This is a genomic window from Ruegeria sp. AI2, assembly GCF_056541275.1.
In genome coordinates, this window is the sequence record NZ_JBQFYB010000011.1 from 1 (window position 1) to 12,718 (window position 12,718).

11 protein-coding genes are annotated in these 12,718 nt (G+C 59.8%); 6 read left to right on the forward strand and 5 right to left on the reverse strand.

Going from position 1 to position 12,718, the window contains the following annotated elements; all coding sequences use genetic code 11:
- The 4 genes from pta to ACR0LL_RS16290 all read left to right on the forward strand — a co-directional run.
- Window positions 1–981: phosphate acetyltransferase (gene pta, locus ACR0LL_RS16275; protein ID WP_480588247.1), on the forward strand; the 981-nt coding region annotated here is incomplete at its 5' end.
- 90 nt (window positions 982–1,071) lie between these two features.
- The gene (locus tag ACR0LL_RS16280; protein ID WP_480588248.1) at window positions 1,072–3,891 is read left to right on the forward strand and encodes a molybdopterin oxidoreductase family protein; all 2,820 of its coding nucleotides are present in this window, start codon (window positions 1,072–1,074) and stop codon (window positions 3,889–3,891) included.
- Window positions 3,892–4,000: 109 nt separating this feature from the next.
- Entirely contained in the window at window positions 4,001–4,750 is a 750-nt protein-coding gene (locus tag ACR0LL_RS16285; protein WP_480588250.1) for a 4Fe-4S dicluster domain-containing protein, read from the forward strand.
- Window positions 4,750–5,622, forward strand: coding sequence for a dimethyl sulfoxide reductase anchor subunit family protein (locus tag ACR0LL_RS16290; protein ID WP_480588251.1), 873 nt, complete (start codon window positions 4,750–4,752; stop codon window positions 5,620–5,622). The genes ACR0LL_RS16285 and ACR0LL_RS16290 overlap by 1 nt, the downstream gene beginning before the upstream one ends.
- A gap of 133 nt (window positions 5,623–5,755) precedes the next feature.
- Here ACR0LL_RS16290 and dapA read toward each other — a convergent pair whose 3' ends face one another.
- Window positions 5,756–6,628: a 4-hydroxy-tetrahydrodipicolinate synthase gene (gene dapA / locus ACR0LL_RS16295; protein ID WP_267363596.1), complete on the reverse strand. Its 873-nt coding sequence runs from the start codon at window positions 6,626–6,628 to the stop codon at window positions 5,756–5,758.
- 133 nt (window positions 6,629–6,761) lie between these two features.
- Between dapA and ACR0LL_RS16300 the strand changes: the two genes are divergently transcribed.
- Entirely contained in the window at window positions 6,762–8,735 is a 1,974-nt protein-coding gene (locus tag ACR0LL_RS16300; RefSeq protein WP_480588253.1) for a lytic transglycosylase domain-containing protein, read from the forward strand.
- Here the strand turns inward: ACR0LL_RS16300 and ACR0LL_RS16305 are convergent.
- Window positions 8,709–9,578 carry a DMT family transporter gene (locus ACR0LL_RS16305; RefSeq protein ID WP_480484082.1) on the reverse strand — a complete coding sequence of 290 codons (870 nt, stop codon included), beginning with the start codon at window positions 9,576–9,578 and terminating at the stop codon, window positions 8,709–8,711. The two genes, ACR0LL_RS16300 and ACR0LL_RS16305, sit on opposite strands and share 27 nt — an antisense overlap.
- Complete coding sequence (gene mnmC2 / locus ACR0LL_RS16310; protein ID WP_480588255.1) at window positions 9,575–10,240, reverse strand: tRNA (5-methylaminomethyl-2-thiouridine)(34)-methyltransferase MnmC2; 666 nt, start codon at window positions 10,238–10,240, stop codon at window positions 9,575–9,577. The genes ACR0LL_RS16305 and mnmC2 overlap by 4 nt, the downstream gene beginning before the upstream one ends.
- Before the next feature lie 55 nt (window positions 10,241–10,295).
- Between mnmC2 and ACR0LL_RS16315 the strand changes: the two genes are divergently transcribed.
- Window positions 10,296–11,330 carry an NAD(P)/FAD-dependent oxidoreductase gene (locus ACR0LL_RS16315; protein WP_480588257.1) on the forward strand — a complete coding sequence of 345 codons (1,035 nt, stop codon included), beginning with the start codon at window positions 10,296–10,298 and terminating at the stop codon, window positions 11,328–11,330.
- On the opposite strand, the gene ACR0LL_RS16320 is transcribed toward ACR0LL_RS16315, so the two are convergent.
- Window positions 11,322–12,113, reverse strand: coding sequence for an HTD2 family dehydratase (locus ACR0LL_RS16320; protein ID WP_480588259.1), 792 nt, complete (start codon window positions 12,111–12,113; stop codon window positions 11,322–11,324). The genes ACR0LL_RS16315 and ACR0LL_RS16320 overlap by 9 nt on opposite strands.
- 15 nt (window positions 12,114–12,128) lie before the next feature.
- The gene (locus ACR0LL_RS16325; RefSeq protein WP_480488644.1) at window positions 12,129–12,671 is read right to left on the reverse strand and encodes an NADPH-dependent FMN reductase; all 543 of its coding nucleotides are present in this window, start codon (window positions 12,669–12,671) and stop codon (window positions 12,129–12,131) included.
- Between the last annotated feature and the right edge of the window lie 47 nt (window positions 12,672–12,718).

Below are 12,718 nucleotides of genomic sequence, written 5' to 3' on the forward strand. Positions count from 1 at the left end.
CGGCAAAACGCTCCGGCCACCCGTCCCATAATCGCCCTCAGCGAAGGCAACGACCCCCGCATCACAAAAGGGGCCATCAACGCGCAGAGGGCCAATCTGGCCGATATCATTCTGGTTGGCCCGTACGCCGAGGTCGAAGCAGCCCTGAAAGATCAAGGGGCTGCTGCCTCTCGGGGCGTTGAGATCCATGACCCCAAGACTTCGGACCTGACCGAAGAGTTTGCCGAGGCCTTTTTCGAACTGCGCCGGCATAAAGGCGTCGATCGGGCCAAGGCCCGTGCCGCCGTTGAAACACCCCCCGTCTATGCCGCCATGCTGGTGCGCAGCGGACGTGCCACCGGCACCGTAGGAGGGGCCGTTCACACGACCGGCGAAATCGTCCGTGCGGCGATCCAGGTGATTGGCATGGCCCCCGATGCAGGAATGGTGTCGTCTTTCTTCCTGATGTACCCGCCGGAAAACGCTCAGCCCGGGGCGCGGGCGATGCTGTATTCCGATTGCGGGCTGGTCATCAATCCGACCGCGAGCGAGCTGAGCAAGATCGCCATCGCATCCGCCACATCGGCCCGGACGCTGCTGCAGGTCGATCCAAAGATCGCGATGCTCAGCTTTTCCACCAAGGGCAGCGCCAAGCATCCCGACGTGGACAAGGTGATCGAGGCCACTGAGGCGCTGCGCCAAGCCGCGCCGGACCTGAATGTCGACGGTGAATTGCAATTTGACGCCGCCTTTGTACCTTCGGTTGGCGAGCGAAAATCGCCGGGATCGTCTGTCGCCGGGCAGGCCAACGTGATGATCTTTCCCAACCTTGATGCTGGTAACATCGGCTACAAGATCACCCAAAGGTTGGGGGGCTACACCGCTATCGGTCCGGTTTTACAGGGACTGGCCAAACCCGCCAACGACCTGTCCCGCGGATGCAGCGCCGAGGATGTGACCCAGATGATCGCCGTGACCGCGCTACAGGCAAATGGACTGTAACACTGAATTTACGCACCGCCACCGGAACGATGTTCTAAAATACCGAGGAAACTGACAATATCCTCCCGCAATAACCAACTGGACCCGCAAATGACCCATCAGCAGCCGATCCTTGATACGTCACCGAAAGTCTCGGACGAAATCCGCAGGACCACCTGCTACATGTGCGCTTGTCGATGCGGCATCAACGTCCACATGAAAGACGGCAAGGTTGCCTATATCGAAGGCAATCGCGACCACCCGGTGAACAAGGGTGTCCTGTGCGCCAAGGGGTCTGCCGGGATCATGCAGGTCAACGCCCCCTCGCGCCTGCACAAGCCACTGAAACGGGTCGGCCCGCGTGGCTCGGGTGAATTTGAGGAGATCAGCTGGGACGAAGCGCTGGAACTGGCGGTCAGCTGGCTGGAGCCAATCCGCAAAGACAACCCGGAAAAGCTTGCCTTTTTCACCGGCCGGGACCAAAGCCAGAGCTTCACCAGCTTCTGGGCGCAAAATTTCGGAACCTGCAACTATGCGGCGCATGGTGGCTTCTGTTCGGTCAACATGGCTGCGGGCGGCATTTATACGATGGGTGGCGCATTTTGGGAATTCGGCCAGCCTGATTGGGATCACACCAAGCTGTTCATGCTGTTTGGCGTGGCCGAAGACCACGACTCCAACCCGATCAAAATGGGTATTGGCAAGATCAAGGCGCGCGGTGCGCGCGTTATCGGCGTCAACCCCATCCGCAGCGGATACAATGCCGTCGCCGATGATTGGGTCGGCATCACACCGGGAACTGACGGGCTGTTCATCCTGTCGTTGATCCATGTGCTAATGAAAGCCGGAAAGATCGATCTCGACTATCTCAGCCGCTACACCAATGCCCCGGTTTTGGTGGACGCGTCCGAAGGCGCCGGAAAGGGCTTGTTCCTGCGCGACGATGACGGAAAGCCCCTGGTCATCGACCGGAATACAGGCAAGCTGACGGCTTTCGACACGCCTGGCGTTCGCCCGGATTTGTCGGCGGTCTACGAAAACGACGGTGTCGTTCATCGCCCTGTATTTCACTTGATGGCGGAAAAATACCTGTCCGAGGAACACGCGCCCGAAGCTGTTGCCGAAAAATGCGGTATCCCCGCCAATCGCATTCGCGCGATTGCAGCGGAACTGGCGCGCGTCGCCTTTGACGAGGCGTTTGAGCTCGATCACGAATGGACCGATTTCCGGGGCGAGAAACACACCAAGATGGTTGGCCGCCCTGTTGCAATGCATTCGATGCGCGGCGTTTCGGCTCATGCCAATGGTTTCCAGACCTGCCGCGCGTTGCACGTGCTGCAAATCATCCTGGGCACGGTCGAGGTTCCCGGCGGCTTCCGCTTCAAGCCCCCCTACCCCAAACCGGTCGAGGCGCATCCGACACCGCATTGCAAGGTGACGCCCAATTCTCCGCTGGATGGGCCGCACCTAGGGTTTGTCCGCGGCCCGGAACACCTTGCACTGAAGGAAGATGGCAGCCCCGCGCGGATCGACAAGGCGTTCACCTGGGAAAACCCGATGTCCAGTCACGGGCTGATGCATATGGTGATCTCGAACGCACATGCGGGCGACCCGTACAAGATCGATACGCTGTTCATGTACATGGCCAACATGTCGTGGAACTCGACCATGAACACCAAGGGTGTTATCGAGATGCTGACGGACAAAGATGAAAACGGCGATTACGTGATCCCGCGCATCATCTATTCGGACGCCTATTCTTCCGAGATGGTGGCCTACGCGGACCTCATCCTTCCGGACACGACCTACCTCGAACGCCACGACTGTATTTCGCTGCTGGATCGCCCGATTTGCGAGGCGGATGCGGCCGCTGACGCAATCCGCTGGCCTGTGATCGAACCGGACCGCGACGTGCGCGGGTTTCAATCAGTATTGATCGATCTCGCTAACCGCATGAAACTTCCGGGTTTCACCCATGAAGACGGCAGCACAAAATGGGTCGATTACGCCGACTACATCGTCAATCACGAACGCAAACCGGGTATTGGCCCGCTGGCCGGATTCCGCGGTGAAAACGCCGACAAGGAAGGGCGCGGAGAGGTCAACCCGGATCAGTTGAACCGCTATATCGAAAACGGTGGCTTCTACGTGGCGCATATCCCGCAAGGCGCGGATTACTACAAACCGTGGAATGCAGCCTATCAGGAATGGGCCGTGGGCATGGGGCTCTATGACAGCCCGCAGCCATACCTATTCCAACTCTACTCCGAACCGATGCGCAAGTTTCAGCTGGCAGCCGAAGGCCATGGCGACCGACAGCCGCCTGATCATTTGCGCCAGCGGATCAAAGACACGATGGACCCGCTTCCGATCTGGTACGAAACCGATCAGCACGGCAACGACGGCTTCACGGTCAACGCGCTGACCCAGCGCCCGATGGCGATGTATCACAGCTGGGGCACGCAAAACGCCTGGCTGCGGCAGTTGCACGGGCGAAACCCGCTCTATGTTCCGACCTGGCTGATGCGCAAGCACGGCCTGAACGACGGAGATTGGGCCAAAATCACATCCCCTCATGGTGAGATTACGGTCCCTGTGATGGAAATGGCCGCGCTGAACGACAACACCGTCTGGACATGGAACGCCATCGGCAAACGCAAAGGCGCCTGGGCCCTGCAAGAGGACGCGCCCGAGGCCACCAAGGGTTTCCTGCTCAACCACCTGATCCACGAATTGCTTCCGCCAAAAGGCGACGGGCTACGTTGGGCCAATTCCGACCCCATTACTGGTCAGGCCGCATGGTTTGACCTGAAGGTGAAAATCGAAAAGGCCGACGCGCCCGCCGATGCCCAAAGCCAGCCTCATTTTGACCCGATCAAATCACCGGTAGGAACCGGCCCTGCGAATTTGGCGTGGAAGGTGGGCAAATGACCCGGATCCGCACTTCATCTGGCCACAAATATCCCGGGGGTGAATTGAGCCGCAGGCTCAAGAGGGGGCTGGCCCCCTCACCCGTCCTCAACAGCACAGGTACCCTGACATGACCCAGCTACCGAACTCCACCGAGCGCAAGATGGGTCTGGTGATCGACCTGGACACCTGCGTTGGTTGCCATGCCTGCGTGATTTCCTGCAAAGGCTGGAACACGGAAAATTATGGAGCGCCGCTGTCCGATCAGGATGCCTATGGCGCCAATCCTTCGGGCACTTTCCTGAACCGCGTGCATTCCTACGAGGTGCAACCGGCGGAAGGGCACGCGCAACTGATCCATTTCCCTAAATCCTGCCTGCATTGCGAAGAAGCGCCCTGTGTTACCGTGTGCCCGACCGGGGCCAGCTACAAGCGGGTCGAAGATGGCATCGTGCTGGTCAATGAAAGCGACTGTATCGGGTGCGGCCTGTGCGCCTGGTCCTGCCCCTATGGCGCGCGTGAACTGGACAAGGCCGAGGGGGTGATGAAGAAATGCACACTCTGCGTCGACCGGATCTATAACGAGAACCTGCCCGAGGTGGACCGGATCCCCTCCTGTGTCCGAACCTGTCCGGCGGGCGCGCGGCACTTTGGCGATCTGGGCGATCCGGACAGCGACGTCAGCAAGCTTGTTGCGGACCGCGGCGGAATGGACCTGATGCCCGAAATGGGCACCAAACCCGTCAATAAATATCTGCCGCCGCGCCCGAAAGACACGGTGGAAGATCAGATCGACATCCTGGCCCCCCTGTTGGCACCTGTCGCTGAAGAGCCCAAGGGCTTCCTCGGCTGGCTCGACAAGACGTTGGAGAAACTCTGATGCATCCTGCACCCTCCGTCATCCTCTTCACCACCCTGTCCGGTCTGGGCTTCGGTCTGCTCTTCTTCCTTGGTCTTGGCTTTCCGGCTGTCTCGGGTTGGGTGGCCTTTGTGTTCTTCGCCATTGCTTACGGCCTGGCCGTCGGAGGGCTGATGGCCTCGACCTTCCATCTCGGCCACCCGGAACGGGCCTGGAAGGCTTTTACTCAATGGAAAACGAGCTGGCTCAGCCGTGAGGGCTGGTGTGCCGTGCTCGCCCTGGTCGTCATGGGGCTTTACGCGATTGGCGTGGTGTTTCTGGATCGGCAATGGAGCCTGCTGGGTTGGATCGGAGCGTTGATGTCACTGGCGACCGTGTTCACGACTTCGATGATCTACACGCAACTCAAGACCATCCCGCGCTGGAATATGAACCTGACCCCCGCCATGTTCCTGAGCTTCAGCCTGGCAGGTGGTGCGTTGCTGGCTGGCCAGACACGGGTTGCCATTCCGCTTCTGCTGATCGCCGCTTTGGTTCAAATCCTGTATTGGAAGAAAGGCGACAAAGCGCTGGAAGCATCCGAAACGAATCTGGGCACAGCCACAGGTTTGGGTAACCGGGGTACCGTCAGAGCGTTCGAGCCACCGCATACCGGTACCAACTATCTACTGCGTGAGTTTGTTCATGTGGTCGGGCGCAAACATGCCGATAAGCTAAGGGTGATCTCGTTTGTATTGGCCTTTGTCCTTCCGGTTCTGTTGCTCGTCCTGCCATTCAACCATTTCCTGGCCCTGCTGGCAGTGGCATCGCATCTGGCAGGTGTCGCGGCCTCTCGCTGGCTGTTCTTTGCGCAGGCCGAACATGTCGTGGGGCTTTATTACGGCAAACGCTGAGGGGGCTCTGCCCCCGCCGCGGCAAGCCGCGGCTCCCCCGGGATATTTTTGGCCGGATGAAGTTTGGATCCTGAAAACCAAGAAGGCGGCACTCGGTAGTCGAGGCCGCCTTTTCCGGTTTCTGAAGGCCGGGTTAGATGAGGCCCGCGTGTGCCATTGCCGCATCAATCGCGGCTTTTGTGTTGTCTTCCAGCTCAGTCAGAGGTGAGCGGACTTCGGTGCTGCAGAGACCCAGTTTGCTGAGCGCGTATTTGGCGCCGACCAACCCGGGTTCTATAAAGATCGCTTCGTGCAGCGGCATCAGCTTGTCCTGGTATTCCAGTGCCTTTGCATAATCGCCCGACAATGTGGCCTGCTGGAATTCGGCGCATAGCCTGGGAGCCACGTTTGCGGTGACTGAAATGCATCCGACACCGCCATGGGCGTTAAAACCCAGTGCAGTGGCGTCTTCACCGGATAGCTGGCAGAAGTCCTTGCCACAGATCGCACGCTGCTGGCTGACGCGCGCCAGATCGCCCGTCGCATCCTTGACCCCGACAATACGCGGCAACCGGGCCAGTTCGCCCATGGTGGCCGGGGTCATGTCGATGACCGATCGCCCGGGAATGTTGTAGATGATGATCGGAATATCCGCAGCCTCGTGCAGGGCTTGGAAATGCGCGATCAGGCCGCGTTGAGTCGGTTTGTTGTAGTAAGGCGTGACAACCAGCGCCGCATCGGCACCAACTTTTTCGGCGAACTGAACGAACCGGACGGCTTCGACCGTGTTGTTCGACCCGGCACCGGCAATAACCGGAACACGGCCAGCAGCCGTTTTGACCACTTCTTCGATGACCGTTTCGTGTTCGTCGTGGCTGAGCGTCGGGCTTTCGCCGGTGGTTCCAACAGGCACCAGCCCGGTCGAGCCTTCGGAGATCTGCCATTCGACCAGATGTTTTAGCGTCTTCAGGTCCAACTCGCCGTTGTTGAACGGAGTGACGAGGGCTGGCATCGAGCCTTTGAACATGACACGCTCCTTAAGGTGCATAGTGCGGTTTTTGCGCCTCGGCCTCTCACGTTTCCAGCTTTGTGAGTTGATCCCGCCGGCGCAAGGTTTATCCTCACAGGCTCTATCCTCGGTTGGTTGGGAAATGCAAGGGATGACACGCTTTCTGGTACTGTTGACTGGTGTGATTCTATACGCAGTGACGACACCGCAAGCCGCACGCGCGGATGCGGCCGGTGATTTGCGCGTCGGGCTTTATGAAATGCGCAAGGGCGACTGGAACGCGGCGCTGCGCGTATCGGGCCAGCGCGGCTCGGTCTCGCGCGATGTCATCGTCTGGCACTGGTTGCGTGAGGGGTTTGGTAGCTCGGGCGATGTGCTGGTGTTTCTCGAACGACGCCCGGACTGGCCCGGGCTGGATTGGCTGCGCCGCAAGAGTGAGCCGGTCTTTACCGGGGCCGATCCCGACAGAGTTCTGAAGTTTTACGCTGGCTTGCCCCCTCAGACTGCTGAAGGCGCGCTGAACTATGCGGTGGCCCTTAAGGCCAAAGGGCGCATTGGCGAGGCGGAAGCCGATATCGTGACAGCCTGGCGTACCATGCCGATGGGGTCGGGGTTGCAAAAGGACTATCTGGAGAACTTTGCCAAACTGCTGAAGCCGCACCATGCCGCGCGGCTGGACCGGATGCTGTGGGATGGCCATTTGGTCAGCGCAGAACAGATGCTGCCCCTGGTCAGCACCAACGAGCGCAAGTTGGCCGAAGCGCGGATCGCATTGCAGAAACGCCAGCCAGGCGTAGACGGCAAGGTGGCGGCGGTGCCGAAGCCGCTGGCAGATTCGCCGGGGCTGGCATTCGACCGTTTTGTCTGGCGGGACAAGAAAGAACTGGATGACAGCGCCGTCGACCTGATGCTGGCACGGTCAAACGGACCGGAAGCCCTGGGCGAGCCTGACAAATGGGCCGAGGGTCGCCGCCGTCTGGCCCGGCTCGAGATGCGATCGGGGCGGGCAGCGCGCGCTTATGACGTAGCGGCCAAGCACCATATGACCCCCGAAATGGGATATTCCTATGCGGATCTGGAGTGGCTGGCCGGGTTTCTGGCTCTGCGCAAACTGAATGACCCCGCCACAGCCGTGCGGCACTTCCAGAATTTTTCGAATGCCGTGCAATCGCCGATCTCGAAAGGGCGCGGCGGCTATTGGCTGGGGCGGGCTTACGCCGAGCTTGGGGACGCAGACAAAGCCTATGAGGCCTACGCCATGGGCGCGGATCATCAGACCTCTTTTTATGGTTTGCTGGCGGCGGAACGGATCGGACGGCCATTTGACAAGGAACTGGCCAATCCGCGTCGCGCCCCGCATTGGCGTCAGGCAGATTTCGCCGATTCCAGCGTTCTGGAAGCCGGGCTGCTGTTGCTCAAGGCCGGCGAAGACAACTTGTCCGAGAGGTTCCTGACCCATCTTGTCGAAGGTCTTGACCCTGTGCAGGCCAATCAGTTGGGCGACCTTGCGATTGAGCTGAAACAGCCGCATCTGGCCGTGATGATCGCCAAGCGGGCAGCGACCACGGGCACCGTTTTGCCTGCGGCCTATTACCCGGTTCATCCAGTGGCCGACATGCGTCTGCCAATGGCCAAGGAAATGACGCTGGCCATCGCGCGGCGCGAAAGCGAATTTGATCCGGTTGTCGTCAGCGGCGCGGGGGCGCGCGGCCTGATGCAAGTGATGCCTGCAACAGCCAAGCTGGTGGCCGGAGAACTGGGGATACTCAGCGGCCATCAGACCGGTCGGTTGACGTCGGACTGGCAATACAATGCCAAGCTTGGCGCCAACTATCTTTCGGGCCTTGCAACCGAGTTCAACGGGAATGTCGTCATGATGGCGGCCGGATACAATGCCGGTCCAAAGCGCCCGATCTCGTGGATGGAACGCTATGGTGATCCGCGCACCGGTGAGGTGGATATCGTAGACTGGATTGAGACCATTCCGTTCAATGAGACGCGCAATTATGTGATGCGCGTGACCGAAAGCCTGCCGGTCTACCGCGCCCGTCTGGGGCAGCCCGCCCTGCCGGTTCCGTTTTCACAGGAACTGATCGGATCATCGCTGGCGGCGTTCGCGCCATAAGGTAAACAGACCTGCGGCCACAACAATCGCTGCGCCCGTGACAACTTCGGGGCGCAGTTTTTCACCAAAGATCGAAATCCCCAGAATCGCGCTCCAGACCAGGTGGAAATAGGCGAAGGGTTGGACGGCGCTGGCTTCGGCCATCTCATAACATTTGATCAGCAGCCAGTGCCCCGTTGCCCCGCTGACGCACAGCAACGCCATCCACAGCCAGTCGCTGCGGGCCATTGGCTCCCAGAACCACATTCCAAAAAGGGTCATGGCGATGGCACCAACAACGCCGGTCCAGAAAAAGCTGGTGGCCGTGCTGTCCTGACGTGCGACATAGCGCGTCAGCAGGCCGTAAATCGCAAACAGAAACGCCGAGATCAGCGGTATGACGGCCCAAGGATCAAAAACACCAACGCCCGGCTGCAGAATGATCAGAACACCAATGCAACCGACACCGATCGCAACCCAGCGCCGCCATCCAACCTTTTCACCCAGAACCGGCCCGCTCAGCGCGGCGACAAGCAGGGGATAGCTTATGAAAACGGCCATACTGTCGATCAGACCGAGCACTGTGAAACCGAACACGGCGACGCAGATCTCGGTGGCCAGCAGCAGGCCCCGCAGTATCTGAAGCCCCATCTGGTTCGTCTGCATGGCCGCCCTTAACCCGCCGGAAGATCGCGCCGCCAGTGCAATGACAAAGGCCGCAAAGAACCAATAGCGGATCATCACCACCATGTAGGTGTTATAGGTTCCGGCCAAATGGCGTGAGATACCGTCCTGCAAGGCAAAGACAATCGTCGCGCCCACCATCAGGGCGATACCCGCACCTGCATTGTTTTTCTGCGTCATGCCTTGAGCGCCCGCGTCATGTGCCGCTTGCGGCCATAGCCGGATGTACGGGTGACGGTGAAACCGGCATCCTGAAGCCCGCGTCGAACAAACCCGGCGGCTGTATAGGTCGCTGCCGTGCCATCGGTAGCGGTATGCGCCGCCACTTGCTGCATCAGCTCTGCCCCCCACAATTCAGGGTTCTTGGCAGGAGAGAACCCGTCAAGGAACCAGACGTTGGCCATGCCTGCCCATTGCGGCAGGCTGTTGCGCGCATCGCCGATGATCACTTCGCATTGAAGGGTTTCAAGATTGCAGGCGTGACCTGTCCAATGGGCCAGAAACCGGCTGCTCCACGGGTGTAACTCGGGGAAGGCCTCAAGCGCGCGACGCATATCATCCGTGGCCATGGGAAAGGCTTCGAAACTGGTGAACCGAAGCGGGCCTGTTTGGCCGGATTTCTCCCATTCAGACCAAACCGTCAGCAGGTTCAGACCGGTCCCAAAGCCCAACTCGGCAATATGAAACCCCGGCGCAAAGCGTTCTGGCAGACCATTGCCTGCCAGAAACACATGGCGCGTCTCTTCCAGCCCGTTTTGCAACGAGTAGTAGGGATCGTCGAAACGGTCCGAGACCGGTATCTGATCCTCGGTCCACGTCAATTCGGCATGCTGGTCTGCCATCGGGGAATCCTGTAGCTAAGCGGCGCGACACTGAACAAGGAAAAGGGAATTGGCAATGGTCGATGTGACGGTTCGCGGGGCAGGAATTTTCGGCCTGTCCATCGCCTGGACCAGCGCCCGGCGGGGCGCGAAGGTACAGGTTGTCGATCCTTTTGGGCCGGGCTCCGGGTCCAGCGGCGGCCTGGTGGGGGCCTTGGCCCCGCATGTGCCTGAAAACTGGAATGCCAAGAAAGCTTTTCAGTTCGACAGCCTGATCATGGCCGAACCCTTTTGGCAGCAGGTCGAGGGTACCGGCGGCGTTTCCCCCGGCTATGGCCGTCTGGGCCGTCTTCAACCCATTCCTGACGCCCGCAGCCTTGATCTGGCCCGGCAACGCGAAGGTTCAGCCGATCAGCTTTGGCAGGGGCAGGCAGAATGGCGGGTGATCAAAACATCGCAGGCCGGATCGTGGTGCCCGCCCAGCCCCACCGGCTTTGTCATCCGCGATACACTGACAGCGCGCATGCATCCCCGGCGGGCCTGCGCTGCGTTGGTTGCAGCCCTTGAGGTAATGGGCGTTCACGTTGTCAGTAACGCTGATGATAAAGGACAGGTTGTCCACGCCACGGGCCTAGCAGGATTACTGGAACTTAACGACGCCTACGGAAAGACCGTCGGAAACGGTGTCAAAGGTCAGGCCGCCCTGTTGCGCTTTGATGCAGGAGAGATGCCACAGCTATTCGCAGATGCGGTCCATATCGTGCCACATGCGGACGGAACGCTGGCAATCGGATCAACGTCTGAACGGGATTATGACGACCCGACCAGCACAGACGGTGCTTTGGACGATGTCATAGACCGCGCCACGCGCGCACTGCCGCTTTTGCACGGGGCCGAGGTGATCGAACGTTGGGCCGGGGTGCGTCCCCGCAGCAAAAGTCGCGCCCCGATGTTGGGCCTGCATCCGTTGCAACAGGGCCAGTTCATCGCCAATGGCGGCTTCAAGATCGGATTTGGCATGGCTCCGAAAGTGGCAGAGGTCATGGCCGATCTGATGTTGGAGGGTCGGGATTCGATCCCCGATGACTTTCGCCCCGAAGCCTCACTGTGATAGGGCCACAGCCTTCATGCATTGCCGCCCGTCCGGGCCGCGCACCCACATGTCCTGACCGTTCCGGCACAGCTGGGCAGTCTCGAAATGCATCAACGGTGAGGTCGCACGGAAAGAAAACGACTTGAGTGGTCCGCCAAGATCAACTGCAAACAGCATCAGAAGCTGCGCCAGAAGTGGCCCGTGCACAACCAGCCCTTCATATCCTTCCACATCGCGCGCATAGTCCAGATCGTAGTGAATGCGATGGCCGTTGAAGGTCAGCGCCGAGTAGCGAAACAGCAGGGTGGTATCGAACGCAACCGCGCGGACATCCGTTTCATCCGTGCGCGATCGGGGCGGCGTTTGAGTCATCACACCCGGCGTGGGGTCTTCACGATAAACAAGATCCTGCCATTCGGTCAGACAAAGTTGGCCACTTTGCCGTATCTCGTGCCGCAAAGTGACAAAACCCAACGGGCCGGACCGCCCCTCTTTTGTGCTTTGGTTATCAAGAACCGATGTCCTGTCAGCAGGTATACCCGCGATCAGCGGTGCATGAAATTCCAATTGCCCACCGGCCCACATTCTGCGGGGCAATCCCATATCCGGGATCAGGCCACCCACCTTGGGATGCCCATCCCGCCCCAGCGCAGCAGGCGGTTGCGGCGCCCAGAAATAGAGCTGATGGAAGAATGGCGGCAGAGCTGAACCATTGGCAATTGTTGGCTCAGAGCCTAACGCAACCTGAAGCGATGCGGCACGGGCCGGATCAAGGATATCGCTTTGACGCTGTTCCAACATATGGGCAGTCCAAGCTTAGAAACCGGCCTCGGCCCTGAGTTTCTGCATCAGCATGTGCAGCGAGTTTTCGTATCGCTCGGACAACAACCTACCCTGATCGTCGAACTCATTCGAGCTGTCAGCAAGGTGAATTTCCGGACCCTGCAAGATACGGGGCTGAAAGGGCACCATGCAGGCGCGCAGGATCATCTGTGCCCTTTCCCCGCCGGCGCGGCCACCCGCAGCCGACATTACAGCAACCGGCTTGCTCGCCCATGGATTGCCTTTCGTCCGGCTGACCCAGTCCAGAGCGTTTTTCAGAACACCCGAAGGCCCTTTGTTGTACTCGGGCGTCGAGATGATCACCGCATCCGCCTGCCCGATCTGGTCGGCCAGCATCTGAACAGGTGCCGGTATCCCTTCGGCATCCTCCAGATCGCCATCATAAAGCGGCAGGTTCAGGTCTGCTTCGGTATAGCTGACAGGGTCGAACAACCGGGCCGCTTCGCGCAGCAGTTTGCGGTTCGTCGCGCCCTTGCGCAGGGAGCCGGACAGGCCAAGCAGGGTCGGTTGAGACATCAGGGACAACTCCGTTTCAGTGTTTCCCAATAGTTAGACCGAGATTG